The following is a 16,888-nucleotide window of genomic DNA, read 5'->3' as shown; positions in this document are numbered from 1 at the left end:
GTTCGGAACGTATTAGAATGTGATATTGAGACCGACCGAGTAGGTGCGGGCCATCGGTTGCGAATAGATGCTTCCGTAGGTCTCCGGATCGAAGTATCCGTCGTAGTTCGAGGCGATGACGAACGGATTGCGGGCTTCGAAGTGGATGCGCAGACCGGCCATGTGGAGTTTGCGGGTGATCTTTTCCGGGAAGGCGTATCCCAGGCGGATGCTGTTCACGCGGAAGTAGTTGATCTTCTTGTACCAGATGTCGAAGTTGTCGAACAGGCTGGCGCCGCTGATCGAATTGTATTGTTCCAGAATCCAGTTGTAGAGGTAATACGGATCGGGATTCGCTTCCCATTCGTCCCATCCGCTCCAGGTCGTTCCGTCCGGTTTGAGGTTGCCCGTCAGGGCGGGATAGATGCCCGACGTGTTCTCCGGAGACCATACCTGTCCGATTTCGGTCGTGTTGTTCTCGCCGGGACTGGTTTGGGTCGGGCTGTAGAACGGCGTGCGTTTCACGAGCTGGCCGAAGACGAAGTTGCACGACACGGACAGGTCGAAGTTCTTGTAGTAGAACCGGTTGTTGAAACCTCCGGTTATGTTCGGGTTTTGTGAGCCGATGTAGGAGAGATTGTTGCGGATGGCGCTTTGAGAGGTGGAAACCTGGGGATCGTACAGGACGAAGAATCCGTAATCGGTCTTGTCGAGCCGGAAATCGGTGAACTCCCGAAGCGACACTTTCTGTCCGTCTTTCCAGAACATGGGAATACCGTACTCGTCGAGCCCTGCGGTTTTGTAGGCGAATACGGCGCTCGACGAATATCCCTCCTTCGAAGGGGTGTAGCTGTTTTCGTCGATGTGCACCTTGTCCACCCGGTCGGTGTTGTGGGCGATGTTGATCGAGGTTTCCCAGCGGAAGTCGCGCGTGCGGACGTTTACTGTATTGAGCGTGAACTCGATACCCTTGCTCGACATTTCACCGAAATTGCTCGATGTCGAGGTGAATCCCGTCTCCTGCGGGATCGTGCGTGTCGTGATGAGGTTCTTGCTGTTGCGGCCGTAGATTTCGAATGTGAATCCGATGCGGTTTTCGAGGGCCGCGAAATCGAGGGCTGCATTCCATGTGTAAGTGGTCTCCCAGCGCAGGTTCTGGTTGGGCGGCGAGGATACGAAAATGGCATCTTCGAAGCTGCCTCCGACGTTCCGGGTGGTCCATGTTCCGAGAATGTAGGGCGATGTCGAGCGGTCGATGTTGCCCTGTGCTCCGTAGGAAGCCCTCAGCCGCAGATTGTCGAGCCATTTGGCATCGCGCAGGAACTTTTCGCGGTTGACGCTCCACGCACCCGAGATCGACCACATGGGGTTGAACTTGTACTTGGGATCGACGCCGAAGAGGTTCGTGCCGTCGTAACGCATCGAGCCGAAGATTGTGTAGCGGTTGTCATAGGTGTACGATCCGGTGAAGAAGTACGAGAGATAGCGGTTTTCGTAGAACGATTTCTGGTATTGCTTGAAATAGGAGCTGTTGGCGAGGCGCTCTCCGGCGTCACCCGACGGAATGGGCATCGGTTCGGTGACCATCGTCTTGTGGTCGTAGCCGAAGCCTTTGGTGTGGATGGTGGTGTTGGTCGTTCCGCGCATCTCCATACCGGCCATCAGGTCCAGTTCGTGTTTTTTGGCGAAAGTTCCCGAATACTCGATCTGCGCTTTCCAGTTGTACTGCGACATATCGCTGTTCCAGTTCTGGATCACGCCGCCTTCGGGCATGTAGCGTACGCCATCGACAACGGAGTTGCGGGCGTATTTACGGGTGAAATAAGAGTTCTCCTGGGCCATCTTCTCGGTCATCGAGTTATCGACCTGCAATCCGAACTGAGTGTAGAGGCGCAGCCCTTTCACCGGCTGGTAGTCGAGATCGAAGATCGTCTTGATGGAGCGCGTTTTGAGCGTATATTCGGTATTGTTCCGCTCCTCGAAATAGTTGTAGTCGAGAACGTCGCTGTCCCGCTGCCGGGCTGTCATGTCGGGATCGTAGAGATAGCTGCCGTCAGGGTTGTAGGCGTTCAGATAGGGGTTCACCGTGCGGGTGTAGCGCGAGGGGTTGGTGAATACGTCCGTATCCGAAACATAGGAGTCGTTCTTATTCTGCCCCACGAACACCGAGGCGCCGAAACGCAGGTTTTTCAGCAGGTCGTAGTCGGTTTTCAGCGTGAGGTTCAGACGTTCGAATCCCGTGCCGACGGTCGTTCCCTGTTCATTGTAGTAGCCGCCCGAGAAATAGTAGCTGGCCTTGTTGCCGCCGCCCGAGATGCTGATGCTGTACTGCTGGTTGAGCGCCACCTGGTAAATCTCCTTGCCCCAGTCGGTGCCGTTTTTGCGCAGGGCATTGATCGCCGACTGCGTCTCGGGGGAGAGCGCCGAGAATCCGCCTCCGACGAGCGCCGCGCGCTCTCCGGCCTGGTCCAGAATACGGGCTACGCCGCCCATGCCCGAAAGGTAGTTGAGCCGTCCGTTGGCGGCCAATGCCAATTCGAGATCGACCTTCTGCGAGGCGTTCATCAGGTTCAGTTTGTCGAGGTTGGGACGGTCGGTCACGAAGAGCGACGCCGAAACGTTGACGCGCGTGGCCTGGTTGCGGCGGCCTTTCTTGGTGGTGATGATGATGACGCCGTTGGCTGCGCGGGCTCCGTAGATGGCCGTCGCCGCGGCATCCTTCAGCACGGTGATATCCTCGATGTCGGCCGGGTTGAGACCCGCGATCGACATGTTGTAGAGGTTGTCGACATTGTCCTTCGACGACCAGTCCGAAGGGATGTCGTTGCCTTCGAGCGGCATGCCGTCCAGCACCCACAGCGGGTCGGTGTTGCCGTTCAGCGTCACCGTACTGCGGATCTTGACCTTGCTGGCACCGCCCGGGGCGCCCGTCGTGGGAGTCGACGTCAGACCTGCGATCGAACCGGAGAGCATCTCGTCGACGCTCGCCACGCCGTCGCGGGCGATGTCCGACATCTTGACGTTGGAGATCGACGAGGTGAGCTTGCGCTTTTCGATGCGCTGGTAACCGGTCACCACGACGGCGTCCATCTTGCTTTCCGTCGCCGAGAGGTAGATCGTGAAGTTGCTTTTTCCCGAGATGTCGATGGTCTGGGCTTCGTAGCCGAGGTAGCTGACCACGACTTTCTTGACGCTCACGGGCAGCTTGAAGGCGAAACGCCCTTGCTCGTAGACGATGGTTCCCTGCGGGTTGTAATTCTTGGCCTGGGTCTCCTCGGGCGCGATGAAGACGGTGGCGCCTACCAGGGGTGCCCCGTCGGCGCGGTCGAGGACCTGGCCGGTGATCTGCCGGGTCTGCTGCGCCAGCGCCAGCAGGGGACAGATCAGGACGAATAACGTAAGGAGTTTTTTCATGTTGTAAAATAGTTGTGTTTGAGTTCTTTTTTTGTGTTAATCCGAAGCTATATTCCGGAAATATGTTTTAATCCGTAATCGGTTTCGCGTTCTCTTTAGGAGCCGCAAAGCCGTCTTTCCGGATGGAAGACGGCTTTGCAGCTCGGGTGTTTCGCTTATAACATGCGCAAGGCTTCTTTCAGCCTCAGTTCGAGGTCCCGGTAATGGTTCCGGGTCGCCTGGTCGCCGCTTCCGGTGCGGTTCTGCACAAGAGTCAGCAGCCTGCGCATCTCGGCGCGCTTGGCCGAGGTCGTTTCGCTGACGCGCTTCATCAGTTCGTAGTTGCGGGCCGTGCGGAACTGCATGTCCTCGGGCCTCGGCAGCGGTTCGAGGTGCACCTCCGGGGCTTCCTGCATCAGCGAACAGCATCCGCGTCCGTCGTGGTCGTGGAGCGTCGATCCCAGCTTGGTGGTCTTGACCATCGTGATGTTCGACGAGACGATCAGCGCGTCGAGGTAGTTCTTTTGGCTCATGCGCTCCCAGATCGAGAGGGTCCGGCCTCCGGGGCGGATGAAGACCGCGCGGGTGATGTCGTCCATCATCTGTTCGGGGGTGTAGGTCTTCGCTCCGCGTCCCTGCCGCGCCTCGACTTCGTACATGCGCACCATGCGTTCGTCGGCCAGCAGTTCATAGTAGGCTTTGTATTGGAGTTCGCGCGCGAGGTTGTAGGGCGAGTACTCCATCATCCCCACGGGCGACAGCCGCTGGGCGTAGGCTTTGTTCCAGGCTTTGGCGCTGAACAGCCATTCGGGGATGGTGAACACCTGGTCGATCAGGTATTTGACGCTCTTGCGCTGGTAGTCGGCCGGAACCGGGACGTAGCGGTCGATGTCATGCCCCGCCACGACGTTGTTGAGGTAGAAACCGCCGACGTTGGTCTTCACGTGGTCGGCATAGGCCATCCATTGAAAGACGATCGCCATCAGGAAGCGGCCGCTTTCGTATTGCAGTTCGCCTTCCGCCGCCGTCCAGTCCGTGATGTGGGGAACGATGCGTTGTAGGTTCTTCAGCCCGTAGAGGCTGGCCGCCACGGCGTCGTCGCTCAGGTCCTCCGACTGCGAACGGGGGTCCTCGTTGTTCTGGAACCGTTGTTCGCCGTACCAGTATTCGGGATCGTCCTCATGTTCGCGCAGCCAGGCGTTGAGCGTCGGCAGCTCTTCGTGGGGGTCTTTGGCGCCGAGCCAGCGGTAGCCCCAGTTGATCGCGTGTTTGTCATAGGTTCCGATCTTGGGCGTCAGCTGCGTGATGCCGTCCTCGGGCTGCGCCACGTAGTTGAAACGGGCGTAGTCCATGATCGAGCTGGCCGTGCCGTGCGACGCCGTGTAGGTTTTCGAACGGAGCGAATCCACCGGCACCGAATACGAGGCGCCGAAATTGTGCTTCAGTCCGAGGCTGTGTCCCAGCTCGTGCGACGAGACGAAACGCACGGCGTTGCCCATCAGCTCCGTGGGGAGTTCGTTGCCGCGGGCCTGGGGGTCTACGGCGCCGGTTTGCAGACGAATCCATGCCTGAAGGATGCTCATGACGTTGTGCCACCAGATGATGTCGGCTTCGATGATCTCGCCGCTGCGGGGGTCGATCACCGAGGGACCCATGGCGTTGGCCGTTTCCGAGGCGGCATAGGTCACCACCGAGTAGCGTACGTCGTCGATGTCGAACTCCTCGTCGTCGGGATCGACCTCTTTGGCGACGATGGCGTTCTTGAATCCCGCGGCTTCGAAAGCCTCCTGCCACTCGACGATGCCTTTCTTGATGTAGGGCACCCATACGGGGGGCGTCGCCGGGTCGATCCAGAGCACGATCGGCTTCCGGGGCTCCACCAGTTCGCCGCGCTTGTAGCGTTCCACGTCCTCGGGCTTGGGTTCCAGCCGCCAGCGGTTGATGAACGCCCGCTCTTCGGCCTTCTGCTGTTTGTCGTTGAAATAGAGGTGTCCGATCTCGAAATAGCCCACGCGCTCGTCGGAGAAGCGGGCCACCATCGGCTCCTCGGCCAGCAGCACGAGGTTCGAGGTGATGTCCACGGTGACGGACATCGAACCTCCCTCGCCGGAGTGCGAGCCCGAGAGGGTCGATTTGACGACGATGTTTTCGGGGAACGACTTCACGGACTCGATTTTCGAGAGCTCCTTTTTCGGGGAGCCGCTGATGCGGAGCGCCCCGAAGACGTTGTTGAAGCTCTTTTCACTGCCGTCGAAGACCTTGTTGACCTTGATGACGACCGTCGTGGAGTCGGAGTTGTAGGCTTCGATCGGGAACTGTTCGATGGCCGTTTCGCGGTAGTTGTCCTTCACCGAACGGGTGATGCGGTCGCCCTCGGGCGAGGTGATGCGCGGGTCGTAGGTCATGACCCAAACTTTTTTATAGAGGGTGTCCTTGCGGAAACGGACGATCTTTTCGCCGTAGCCCATGCCCTTGTTGATGCCGCTGTCGTTCAGGGCGTAGGGCACGCCCGATATTTTGTTGACGATCAGGATGTCGCGGCCCATCAGCGAGTCGGGGATCTCGAACAGGAAATCCGTGCCTTTGCGGTGGACATCGAACAGACCCTTGTCGGTCACGGCGCCTTTCAGCAATTCGTCGTAGCCTTTCTTCTTGTCTTTTTTGAGCGAGTCGGCCTTCGGGGCGGCGGCTTCGGTTTTCTTCGATTTGCGGCCCGGCTTTTTCTTGGCCTCCGCAGGAGCGGCCGCCAGCAGGAAGAGTGTCGCCAGGGCAGCTGCCATCAGGGTGAATCGTCGTGTGTTCATTTATTATTGCTCGGTTTTTTTCGGATACTCGATCCGCACGATGCAATAATAAAATCTAAATTCTTCAAATGAAAACGTTCGGGGGCGAATGCCCTGTTTGGGGGAGTGAATGCCGCAATCAGGCGGATCACTTTTCCGGCGGCAGCAGCGGCAGCCGGCATCGGAAAGTCCCGCTGTCGGAGGCGATGGAGATGTTTTCCTCGGTGTAGAACCGGTATACCGAGCGGATGCGTTCCAGCCCTACGCCCAGCGACTCGGCGTTGCCTTCGCTGCGCGGGGTGAAGTTGTTCTCGATCAGGAGGCTTTCGCCTTCGGTGCGGATACGGATGTGCAGCGGATTGCAGCTCGTGATGCGGTTGTGTTTGAGGGCGTTCTCGACGAGCGTCTGGAGGCTCATGGCCGGAATCCGCCAGTTGCGCAGCGCGGGGTCGATGGCCGTGGTGAGTTCGATGCGGTCGCCGAAGCGGATCTTCTGCAACGAGTAGTACTGCCACGTGAAGTCGATCTCGTCCGCGAGCGTCGAGAGTATCTGCTTGCGGCGTTCGAGCACGTGGCGGTAGACCTTCGACAGCGTGAGCGTGAACTCCCGGGCCTGTTCGGGGTTGCAGCGGATCAGCGCGTAGAGCGAATTGAGCGAGTTGAAGAGGAAGTGGGGGTCGATCTGTTCGAGCACCTGTTGCAGATGCAGCTGCGCCGACTCCTGCTCCGAAAGGCGCCGCAGGTCGTATTCGCGCCGCCAGCGGCGTTGCGCCACGACGAGCAGCGTTGCGAAGAACAGGACCGAGACGACGGCCGTGAGGATGGTGTAGAGATGGAAATCGTCGATCTCCTGCTCGATGGCCAGCCGGGGGATGCCGATGCCGGCCACCCAGCGGCTGTTCCCGAGTTGCAGGGGGTAGTAGATGCGCTCCTCGGCGATTTCCAGGTAGTCCGAGACGACCGAGGCGATGATCTTCCGTCCGGAGACGAGCACTTCGCGGAAAGCCGTGCTGTCCCTGGTTTCGGACACCGATCGGCCCAGTCTCCGGTGGTCGGGATGGTAGACGATGATTCCTTCGGGGTCGAACAGCGTGGCGTAACTGGGGCTGTGGGGGTCCTGCTCGGTCATGTAGGCGTAGATGTCCGTGAGCGGAAGGTCCACGCCGCAGAAGTGTTCGCCGCCCCGCTCGTCCCGGACCCGGCAGACGAGGCTCCAAACCGGGGTCTCTCCGGAGCGGCTCACGCAGCTGCGGACCGAATCGTCCCGAAGCTCCGCGACCAGCTGCCGGCGCTCTTCGCCGGCCGCCGTGACGCCGGGGGTTCTGCGCCGCGGGTAGGTGCGGACGACCGTTTCTCCGCGCTCCATGAACCAGATGCAGCCGATCTTGGGGTCGGTCTCCATCAGCGTCGCCGTGAGCACGCTCATTTCGGCCTCCGACGGTGCGGGATGCGAATGCGTGAAGCGCGCCGCCGTCGTGAGCACCTCCACCGGGCGTTCGAATTCGACTTGCAGGAGCCGGTAATGGTACTGGCTGATCTGCGTGACGATGCGCCCGCTCATCTGCACGGCTATTCCGTTGATGATGCGTCCCGAGGCGAGCACCACCGCGACGAGCAGGATCAGCAGAACCGTTCCCGCCATCAGCGGCCGCCCCTTGGGTATGTGTCGTTGCCGTGCCATCCGGGGGCAAATGTAATGAATTTTTTCGTCTTATTCTTTCACCCGCACTTTCAGACGCTCCCAAAGCCATTGGGGAATCAGCCGCCAGAAGAAGACCATCGCCGCGTAACGGCGGTCGATCACCGCCCGGCGGCACGGCCTGCGGAGAATGCGCATGATGCGCGCCGCGACCTTTTCGACCGGCATCAGCATCGGGTAGTGCCCCTCTCCGTCCAGCAGCGGGGTCGCCACGAATCCCGGACGGATGTCCGTGAACCGGATGCCGTACCCCTCCATGCGCGAAAGCTGCGCCAGGGCGTCTATGTAGGTGTTCTGCATCCGCTTGGTCGCCGAGTAGGCGGGAGCCGACCCGAGTCCCCGGGTCCCGGCGATCGAGCTGATGACGGCCAGATGTCCGCCTCCGTGGGCGCGGAAATAGCCGAAAGCCGCCGTCACCATCCTCACGAAGCCTTCGCCGTTGGTGCGCAGGGTTGCGATCTCGATGTCGGGGCGCAGTTCGGTGTTGCGGCTGCCGATGCCCGACGAGTGGAGATAGATGTCCATGCCGCCGAGCCGTTCGATCAGCCGTGCGAGATGTTCCGGGGCGTCGTCGCGGTTGATGTCCAGCGCTTCGACCTCGACTTGTTCGGGCGCCTCTGCCCGGAGTGCGTCGAGGGCCTCCCGGCGGCGTCCCGCCGCTCCGACCCGCCATCCCTGGCGGATGCAGAGCCGTGCCGTTTCGAGCCCGATGCCCGACGTGGCTCCTACGATGACGATGCGTTTCATAGCGGTTCGATTTTCAGGGTTTCACCCGGCCAATATACGAAAGGTATGCCGGAAAAACAAATCTTCGGGCAAATGAAAAAGAGCTCCGGAGAGAGCTCTCTTTCGCGTTATCGCTTCTTATTGGGCTTCGGTTTCTCCCGTTCCGGCGGGGCGAGCAGCGCTGTTCGCTGTTCCGCGGTCAGCCGGGCCGGTGCGATGCGCAGGAGGTAGTGGGTGAGGCCGTTGTTGTCGCCCGAGGCGTAGGCTTGCACGAACTCCCATCCGCGGCACACCATGTAGTTGAGCGCCTCGATTCCCGAACTGAAGAGCAGTTTGTTGCCTGCGGCGTCCGTCAGGTAGTTGTACTTCGTGGCCCCGACCTTCTGTCCGAAATCGAACAGCACGCCGCTGTCGTGGTACGTGGGCAGGTGGTCGGCCATGATCTCGCAGTAGACGTAGGGCGGCAGCGCCGGCACGGTGTCCGCCGCGACGTTCTGCGCCGAATCGAATTCGGCATACGTCAGGGCTGCGAGCAGGAGAAGGACCTTTTTCATCGGGTGCCTCATTTTTCGTCCAGCCGGCACTGCACGCACTCGATGCCGACGCGGCGCAGCAGGTTCAGCCCCTCTTCCGAGCGGTAATCCTCGGCATAGACCACGCGCTTGATGCCCGCCTGAATGATCAGCTTCGAGCACTCGATGCAGGGCGCGGCGGTGATGTAGAGCGTCGATCCGTCGCAGTTGTTGGCCGACTTGGCGACCTTCGTGATGGCGTTGGCCTCGGCGTGGAGCACATAGGATTTCGTGTGTCCGTCTTCGTCTTCGCAGATGTTCTCGAAGCCCGAAGGGGTGCCGTTGTAACCGTCGGAGATGATCATCTTGTCTTTGACGATCAGCGCCCCGACCTTGCGGCGCACGCAGTATGAATTTTCGGCCCAGATGCTCGCCATGCGCAGGTAGCGCAGGTCCAGCTGGCGCTGTTTCTCCTCCTGATAAGCCATTTTATTAGGGTGAAAGGTTAAAAGTTAAAGGTGAAAGGTTGGAAGTGAACCTCGAAAATTGGCGGGCACTTTTCACCTTTCACTTTTCACCTCTTACTTTGTTACTGCCCTTTTCCGTGACAGTTCTTATACTTCTTGCCCGAGCCGCAGGGACACGGATCGTTGCGGCCGACCTTTTTCTCGACGTGCATCGGCATCGGCTTCTGACGCTCCTCCTGTCCGGCGTGCGCCGCGGCCTGCATGCGCGAGGCTTGCAGTTTGTTGACATCGACTTTGGCCCGCTCCTGCTGTTGGCGCTGCACCGCCTCGGCGTTCTGGTCGCGGACGGGGATGTAGGCTTTGTTGAGAACGGCCAGCACGTCGCGGTTGACCTTGACGATCATCTTCGAGAACAGCCCGAACGATTCGAACTTGTAGATCAGCAGCGGGTCCTTCTGTTCGTAGGTGGCGTTCTGCACGCTCTGGCGCAGGTCGTCCATCTCGCGCAGGTGTTCGCGCCAGGCGTCGTCGATGGTGGTGAACATCACCACTTTCGAGAATACCTTATAGATTTCCGCACCGTCCGTGTCCTTGCATTTTTGCAGGTTTACCGGCACGTTGTAGCCCAGATGACCGTCCGTCAGCGGGAAGTAGATGTTCGAATCCAGCTGGTCTTTCCGGTCCTCGTAGATGCGCTCCATCACCGGCCGCACCGTGTCGGCCACGGCTTTCGCCCGGCGGGCGTACGCCTCCTTGAGCGCCGTGACGATTGCTTCGACCAGCTCCGCAGGTTTGGCGTCCTTGTAGGTCGCCTCGTCGATCCGGGGCTCTACGGCCACCTCGCGGATCAGCTCCATGCGGAAATCTTCGAGGTCGATGCCGCGGTTCTCCTCCACGAAGTTGTCGGCGTAGTCGTACATGATGTTGTTCAGGTCGATTTCGATGCGTTCGCCGTAGAGTGCGTGGCGGCGGCGGGTGTAGATCACCTCGCGCTGCGAGTTCATCACGTCGTCGTATTCCAGCAGGCGCTTGCGGATGCCGAAGTTGTTCTCCTCGACCTTCTTCTGGGCGCGTTCGATGGCGCGGGTCATCATTCCGGCCTGGATCACCTCGCCCTCTTTCAGACCCATGCGGTCCATCATCGTGGCGATGCGGCCCGATCCGAACAGACGCATCAGGTCGTCTTCGAGCGACACGAAGAACTGCGACGATCCGGGGTCGCCCTGACGGCCGGCGCGGCCGCGCAGCTGGCGATCGACGCGGCGGCTTTCGTGCCGCTCCGTGCCGATGATGGCCAGACCTCCGGCCTCCTTCACCTCGGGCGTCAGCTTGATGTCGGTACCGCGGCCCGCCATGTTGGTGGCGATGGTCACCTGCCCCGAGCGTCCGGCCTCGGCCACGACCTGCGCCTCCAGTGCGTGCTGCTTGGCGTTCAGCACGTTGTGTTTGATGCCGCGGAGTTTGAGCATGCGGCTCAGCAGCTCCGAGATCTCGACCGACGTGGTGCCGACCAGCACCGGACGGCCCTCCTCGACGAGTTTGACGATCTCTTCGATCACGGCGTTGTATTTCTCGCGCTTGGTCTTGTAGATGAGATCCTGACGGTCGTCGCGGATCACCTTGCGGTTGGTCGGGATCACCACGACGTCCAGTTTGTAGATGCTCCAGAACTCCGAAGCCTCCGTTTCGGCCGTACCGGTCATACCGGCCAGCTTGTGATACATGCGGAAGTAGTTTTGCAGCGTGATGGTGGCGAAGGTCTGCGTCGCGGCCTCGACCTTCACGTGCTCCTTGGCCTCGATGGCCTGATGGAGTCCGTCCGAGTAGCGGCGGCCTTCGAGGATGCGGCCCGTCTGCTCATCGACGATCTTCACCTTGTTGTCCATCACCACGTATTCGATGTCCTTTTCGAACATGGCGAAGGCTTTCAGCAGCTGGATCACCGTGTGCACGCGCTCCGACTTGATCGAGTAGTCGTTGATCACCTCGTCGCGCTTCTGCGCCTTCTCCTCGGGCGTCAGCCCGGCCTTTTCCAGTTCGGCGATCTCTGCGCCGATGTCGGGCATCACGAAGAAGCCGTCCTCGTTGAAGTATTTCGACAGCACTTCGTGACCCTTGTCCGTGAGTTCCACCGAGTTGAGTTTCTCGTCGATGACGAAGAACAGGTCGTCGGTGATTTCGGGCATGCGGCGGTTGTTGTCCTGCATGTAGGTGTTCTCGGTCTTCTGCATCAGCGCCTTCACGCCCTGCTCCGAGAGGTATTTGATCAGCGGCTTGTATTTCGGCAGACCCTTGTGGACGCGGTAGAGCTTCACGCCGCCCTCCTCGGTCTTGCCTTCCGTGATGAGCTGGCGCGCCTCGGCCAGCAGGGTCGTCACGAGGTTCTTTTGCAGGTTGTAGAGGTGCTCGATCGCCGGGCGGTACTGCTCGAAGAGCTGGTCGTCGCCCTTGGGCACGGGACCCGAGATGATGAGCGGCGTCCGGGCGTCGTCGATCAGCACCGAGTCAACCTCATCGACGATGGCGAAGTGGTGTTTGCGCTGCACGAGGTCCTTGGGCGACGAGGCCATGTTGTCGCGCAGGTAGTCGAAGCCGTATTCGTTGTTGGTTCCGAAGGTGATGTCGGCCATGTAGGCTGCGCGGCGTTCGTCGGAGTTGGGCTGCGTGTCGTCGATGCAGGCCACCGAAAGACCGTGGAACTGGTACATCGGGCCCATCCACTCGGAGTCACGCTTGGCGAGGTAGTTGTTCACCGTCACCATGTGCACGCCCTTGCGGGCCAGCGCGTTGAGGAATACGGGGAGCGTCGCCACGAGGGTCTTGCCTTCGCCTGTCGCCATCTCGGCGATCTTGCCCTGGTGGAGCACCACGCCGCCGAACAGCTGCACGTCGTAGTGGATCATGTCCCACTTCATGTCGTTGCCTCCGGCGAGCCAGTGGGTGGCGTAGACGGCCTTGTCGCCCTCGATGGTGACGAAATCCTTCGTCGCGGCGAGGTCGCGGTCGAAATCGTTGGCCGTCACCACGACCGTATCGTTCTGGGCGAAGCGGCGCGCCGTGTCTTTCATGATGGCGAACGCCTCGGGAAGAATCTTGTCGAGCACCTCTTCGATCTTCTCGTCGATGCACTTGGTGGTCTCGTCGATCTCCTTCGAGATCTTCTCCTTCTCTTCGAGCTGCGTTTCGGGTTTTTCAAGCGCGGCTTTCAGTTCGACGATGCGGGCTTCGTCCGCGGCGATGAAGTCGGCGATCTGTTTTTTCAGGGCCTCGCTGCGGGCGCGCAGTTCGTCGTTCGAGAGCGCCTCGACCGAGGGGTAGACGGCCTTGATCTTTTCGAGATAGGGTTCGATCTGTTTGCGGTCCTTGTCGGCTTTCGAACCGAAAAGGGCTTTGATTATGCTTGCAAGAATATCCATAAAGTTGTTGTTGTTTCGGAGTTACGGATTCTAAATCCTACAAAAATAGTAATAATTTTTTGAAATCCATCCGGACGGCGTGCCCGGAGTGGGTTTTCTGCGAATTATTTTGCCGGCAAGGGGTCTTCGGCTATTTCGTCGTCGAGGATGCGGACGAGTTTCGGACCTCCGCGGTCGTAGTTGAGGTGCGAGGCGTCGAAGAAGTCGTCGGCCGTGAACCGCTTGTCTTTCAGCAGGTCCGCATAGCGCACGTTGGGAAACTCCCGGGCCAGCGACGTTCCGATCTGCCGCGTGAGGGCCACGATCTCCTCCGAGAGGTGTTCGTGATAGGTCGGCCATGTCGGCGGGGTGTAGAGAACCACCCGGACGCCGCGGGCCGCACAGTCGGCGGCGATGCGCCGCAGCACTTCGCGGTTGTGGGCCACGTCTTCGGGGTCGAAATCCGAATGTCCCCGGGCGGCGCCTTCGGCCGTGCGCCGGTCCCAGTCGGGGCGCCGGTTGTCGCGCAGGGCCATGTAGGAGCCGAATTCGTCCTGCGGGGTGTTGCCCTCGGCGCGGATGTCCCCGGGCGAAAGGGCGTGTTTCAGGTAGCGGAACGCCGGCGAAGGGTAGGCGATGATGTAACGCTCCTTGAAGGCGTACCACGGTACCGGCAGGTCGTAGTTGATCGTGTAGAAGGGCACACGCCATTGTTCGCCCTCCTTGCGCAGCCGGTGGTGGGTGCTCCAGCACGAGAGCGAAATCACCACGGCGCGCAGCGACGTGAGCCGGTCGGCGTATTTTTCCCACAGTTCCAGATCGCGGTCGAGCGGCTGTCCGTGATAGGCGAGGTTGAATCCCCGGAACTTCGAGGCGTGGAAATCGAGTCCGTAGAAGGCGTGCGAGAGCCCCAGCGAGAGCACTTCGATCTCCGGGGCGTGCCGTTCCATGTAGGCGGCCTTGTACCCGAGCTGGTGGGGGATGCTGCGCAGCCCCCATTCCGCGCCGGCGGCCGCGGCGGCCACGGGCAGTACGAACCAGAAGATGCGTCGCAGGAATCGGTTCATGGCAGGATCAGAATTGGAAATAGATGAACGTCTGCTGCTGGGCGTGCATGACGTAGATGCCCAGAATCAGCAGGTAGTAGATGGCGTAGCGCACGCTTCGGCGGTTGATGTGCGCCCGTCCGGTCAGTTGGAGTCCGTGCTGGCGGGTCCGCTGGCTCCATTCGACCGCCAGCAGGATCGCCACCCCGACGGCGGCATGGATGCCGGGCGACTCGTAGCTGCCGCCGAGCGCCACGCGGTCGAGTATCGCCGGCGAGAAGATTCTCCGCACGTAGCGCCAGGCGTCGCCGATGGTTTCGGCGCGGAAGATGATCCATCCCACGGCCGCCAGCGCGAAGGTCGATGCGATTTGCAGGGCCTCCCGTGCCGTCGGCAGGGTGCGTCCCGCGGCGATCTCCCCGGTGTACCGGCGGTTGCGCCCCGAGAGGATCAGCGGCAGGAACAGCAGCGCGTGGTAGGCGCCCCAGGCGATGAATGTCCAGTTCGCGCCGTGCCAGAACCCGCTGACGAGGAAGATGACCAGCGTGTTGCGGAACACCATCCATTTCGAACCCCGGCTGCCGCCCAGCGGGATGTAGATGTAGTCGCGGAACCACGTGGTGAGCGAGATGTGCCAGCGGCGCCAGAATTCGGCGATGTCGCGCGAGAAATAGGGGTAGTTGAAATTGCGCATGAGGCTGAACCCGAACAGCCGCGAGATGCCGATGGCGATGTCCGAGTAGCCCGAGAAATCGCCGTAGATCTGGAACGAGAAGGCCACGGCGCCGATGACGAGGGCTCCTCCCGAAAGGTTTTCGTAGTTGTCGAAGATGCCGTTGGCGAGGATGGCGCAGTTGTCCGCCACGACGATCTTTTTGAAGAATCCCCACAATGCCTGCCGCAGTCCGTCCACGGCCTGCGCCGTGTCGAACGTCCGCGGCCTCAGGAACTGCGGCAGCAGGTTCGTGGCCCGTTCGATGGGGCCGGCCACCAGCTGCGGGAAGAAGGAGATGAAGGCGAAGAAAGCGACGATGTCGCGTGTCGGGGCGAGCTTTTCGCGGTAAACGTCGATCGAGTAGCTCAGGGCCTGGAACGTATAGAACGAGATGCCGACCGGCAGGATGATCCGCAGCAGGAGACTGTCGTAGTCGGCGATGCCGAACAGTTCGGCGAACGATGCCGCGAAGAAGTCGTAATACTTGAAGACGCCGAGGATCGTGAGGTTCAGCAGGATGTTTCCCGCGTTGACGGCCCGGCTCCATCTTTCCCCCCCCCTCCGTTTCCGGAAGCGGCCGATAAGCAGTCCGCTGGCGTAGCTGCACAGCGACGTGAAGGCGATCAGCAGGAGAAACCGCCAGTCCCACCATCCGTAGAAGAGGTAGCTGGCCCCTACGACGAAGAGGTTCTGCGCCCGCAGGCTGCGGTTGAACACGAACCAGTAGAGCAGGAAGACGACCGGGAGGAACAGCGCGAATTCGAACGAATTGAAAAGCATGGGTCTAAACACGATTTACGGCAGATTGCCGGAGTGGGGGTCTGCCGCCGGGGCGTGACGTTGCACAAAAGTAACCAATTTTCCGGAAAAGCCAAAATGTCAGCCGTTCAGTCGTCCGCAGCGGTTGTCTGCCGCACGATCCGTCGTCCGACGGGGCACTCCGCGCAGCGTTTTCCGGCGCAGTATTCGGTGGCGAGCTGCAACAGGGCCTGCGACTCGAAGGCGTTGCGCGGACGGACACCCGCCGACTGCCATTCGCGCATGTAGCGGTTGTCCTCGGCCGGGAGACGCTCCAGAAGCGTCATGGCGCTGTCGCGCAGCCGTTCGTTGCCCGTGTAGCTGCCGTAGGCGAATTGCAGCACGGCGACCAGGTTGATCCCGATGATGTTGGCCTTGAAGGCACCGATGCGCTTGGGATGTTCGCCGCCCTCGGCGCCGGGGACGTGGTGCGTGCGCCAGTAGGGCGACGCCTCGATGCAGAACAGCTTCCGGACCTCCTCTTCCGTGCGGCAGGTCATGGCGCGCTCCATCACGAACTCGTCCTGCGTGAAGAACTCCGCCGCCTGCGCCAGCCGCAGCACCGGATGGTTGGCCGGACGCACCTCCGTCAGCGCCCATGCCGAAGCCTCCATCGCCTCGATCCCGTATTTGGCCGCGAGGTATTCGAAACTGCGTTTCAGATCGAGCGTGTAGGCGTCGTTGCGGTAGAGTTCCAGCAGCCCCGAGGCGCCGAACAGCATCGCTTCGACGGCGTGCGGGGCCAGCCGCTCGCGCAGCACGGTCTTGTAGGGCACGCGCCGCGCCAGTTCGAGATAAGCCTCCTGGTTGCGGCGGTCGCCCAGCGTGCGGAAGTAGAGCAGGTAGAAGGTCTGGTTCCAGTTGTCGGCGGCTTCGTTGCGGAGCGCCTCGACCATGCGCATCTTGCGGCTCAGACGGTCGAAGATCAGCGCCGTGCAGAGCTCGGTGCGCTGGAGTGCTCCGAGGCCGCCGAGATACCCGCCGCAGGCGTACGCTTCGGCTCCGGCCCGCAGCCGCTCCACCGTATGTGCCGCCGTGTCCGCCATGTTCAGAACATGTTGAGTTCCAACAATGCCTCTTCGGACATCATGCTCTTGTCCCACACGGGATCGAACGTGAGGATCACGTTCACCGATTTCACCCCCTTGACCTTCCCGACCTGGATGTTCACGTCCTCGACCAGCATGTCGGCCATCGGACAGTTCGGGGCGGTGAGGGTCATGCGTATCGTGGCCGCGCCGTCGGGCGTGTAGTCGATCTCGTAGATCAGTCCCAGGTCGTAGATGTTGACCGGGATTTCGGGGTCGTATATGTTCTTGAGGGTGGCGACTATGTCTTTTTCCACCTGCAGAATCTCTTCGGGTGTCATTGCCTG

At 60.8% G+C, this 16,888-nt stretch carries 11 protein-coding genes; all 11 read right to left on the bottom strand.

Features of this window, described 5'->3' with window-relative positions; genetic code table 11:
• Nucleotides 1-12: 12 nt before the first annotated feature.
• Nucleotides 13-3,393 (bottom strand): SusC/RagA family TonB-linked outer membrane protein, encoded by a 3,381-nt coding sequence (locus NQ519_RS02060; RefSeq protein ID WP_019149726.1) that lies wholly within the window; start codon nt 3,391-3,393, stop codon nt 13-15.
• 155 nt (nt 3,394-3,548) lie between these two features.
• A complete protein-coding gene (locus NQ519_RS02055) occupies nt 3,549-6,176 on the bottom strand; it encodes a zinc-dependent metalloprotease (RefSeq protein ID WP_227901049.1) in 2,628 nt (875 codons plus the stop codon).
• A 127-nt stretch (nt 6,177-6,303) separates the two neighbouring features.
• Complete coding sequence (locus NQ519_RS02050; RefSeq protein ID WP_019149728.1) at nt 6,304-7,836, bottom strand: histidine kinase; 1,533 nt, start codon at nt 7,834-7,836, stop codon at nt 6,304-6,306.
• 30 nt (nt 7,837-7,866) lie between these two features.
• Nucleotides 7,867-8,601 (bottom strand): SDR family NAD(P)-dependent oxidoreductase, encoded by a 735-nt coding sequence (locus NQ519_RS02045; protein ID WP_019149729.1) that lies wholly within the window; start codon nt 8,599-8,601, stop codon nt 7,867-7,869.
• A gap of 107 nt (nt 8,602-8,708) precedes the next feature.
• Nucleotides 8,709-9,134: a hypothetical protein gene (locus NQ519_RS02040; protein WP_019149730.1), complete on the bottom strand. Its 426-nt coding sequence runs from the start codon at nt 9,132-9,134 to the stop codon at nt 8,709-8,711.
• An 8-nt stretch (nt 9,135-9,142) separates the two neighbouring features.
• Nucleotides 9,143-9,580: a deoxycytidylate deaminase gene (locus tag NQ519_RS02035; RefSeq protein WP_019149731.1), complete on the bottom strand. Its 438-nt coding sequence runs from the start codon at nt 9,578-9,580 to the stop codon at nt 9,143-9,145.
• Between the two features lie 101 nt (nt 9,581-9,681).
• Nucleotides 9,682-12,975: a preprotein translocase subunit SecA gene (gene secA / locus NQ519_RS02030; protein ID WP_019149732.1), complete on the bottom strand. Its 3,294-nt coding sequence runs from the start codon at nt 12,973-12,975 to the stop codon at nt 9,682-9,684.
• Nucleotides 12,976-13,079: 104 nt separating this feature from the next.
• Entirely contained in the window at nt 13,080-14,021 is a 942-nt protein-coding gene (locus NQ519_RS02025) for a hypothetical protein (protein ID WP_019149733.1), read from the bottom strand.
• 7 nt (nt 14,022-14,028) lie between these two features.
• Nucleotides 14,029-15,495: an MBOAT family O-acyltransferase gene (locus tag NQ519_RS02020; RefSeq protein WP_019149734.1), complete on the bottom strand. Its 1,467-nt coding sequence runs from the start codon at nt 15,493-15,495 to the stop codon at nt 14,029-14,031.
• 107 nt (nt 15,496-15,602) lie between these two features.
• On the bottom strand, nt 15,603-16,559 hold the full coding sequence (locus NQ519_RS02015) for a DUF2851 family protein (protein ID WP_019149735.1): 957 nt from the start codon (nt 16,557-16,559) through the stop codon (nt 15,603-15,605).
• 2 nt (nt 16,560-16,561) lie between these two features.
• Nucleotides 16,562-16,882: an iron-sulfur cluster assembly protein gene (locus NQ519_RS02010; protein ID WP_019149736.1), complete on the bottom strand. Its 321-nt coding sequence runs from the start codon at nt 16,880-16,882 to the stop codon at nt 16,562-16,564.
• Nucleotides 16,883-16,888: the final 6 nt, after the last annotated feature.

This window comes from Alistipes senegalensis JC50, from assembly GCF_025145645.1.
GTDB lineage: Bacteria > Bacteroidota > Bacteroidia > Bacteroidales > Rikenellaceae > Alistipes > Alistipes senegalensis.
Note: the sequence above shows the minus strand (reverse complement) of the source record. Positions and strands in the feature narration are given on the sequence as shown.

Excerpts from the sequence above, each read along its gene's own strand:
- NQ519_RS02060 (WP_019149726.1), bottom strand. The coding sequence starts at position 3,393 with ATGAAAAAACTCCTTACGTTATTCGTCCTGATCTGTCCCCTGCTGGCG.
- NQ519_RS02055 (WP_227901049.1), bottom strand. The coding sequence starts at position 6,176 with ATGAACACACGACGATTCACCCTGATGGCAGCTGCCCTGGCGACACTC.
- NQ519_RS02040 (WP_019149730.1), bottom strand. The coding sequence starts at position 9,134 with ATGAAAAAGGTCCTTCTCCTGCTCGCAGCCCTGACGTATGCCGAATTC.
- NQ519_RS02035 (WP_019149731.1), bottom strand. The coding sequence starts at position 9,580 with ATGGCTTATCAGGAGGAGAAACAGCGCCAGCTGGACCTGCGCTACCTG.
- NQ519_RS02020 (WP_019149734.1), bottom strand. The coding sequence starts at position 15,495 with ATGCTTTTCAATTCGTTCGAATTCGCGCTGTTCCTCCCGGTCGTCTTC.
- NQ519_RS02025 (WP_019149733.1), bottom strand. The coding sequence starts at position 14,021 with ATGAACCGATTCCTGCGACGCATCTTCTGGTTCGTACTGCCCGTGGCC.
- NQ519_RS02050 (WP_019149728.1), bottom strand. The coding sequence starts at position 7,836 with ATGGCACGGCAACGACACATACCCAAGGGGCGGCCGCTGATGGCGGGA.
- NQ519_RS02015 (WP_019149735.1), bottom strand. The coding sequence starts at position 16,559 with ATGGCGGACACGGCGGCACATACGGTGGAGCGGCTGCGGGCCGGAGCC.
- secA (WP_019149732.1), bottom strand. The coding sequence starts at position 12,975 with ATGGATATTCTTGCAAGCATAATCAAAGCCCTTTTCGGTTCGAAAGCC.
- NQ519_RS02045 (WP_019149729.1), bottom strand. The coding sequence starts at position 8,601 with ATGAAACGCATCGTCATCGTAGGAGCCACGTCGGGCATCGGGCTCGAA.
- NQ519_RS02010 (WP_019149736.1), bottom strand. The coding sequence starts at position 16,882 with ATGACACCCGAAGAGATTCTGCAGGTGGAAAAAGACATAGTCGCCACC.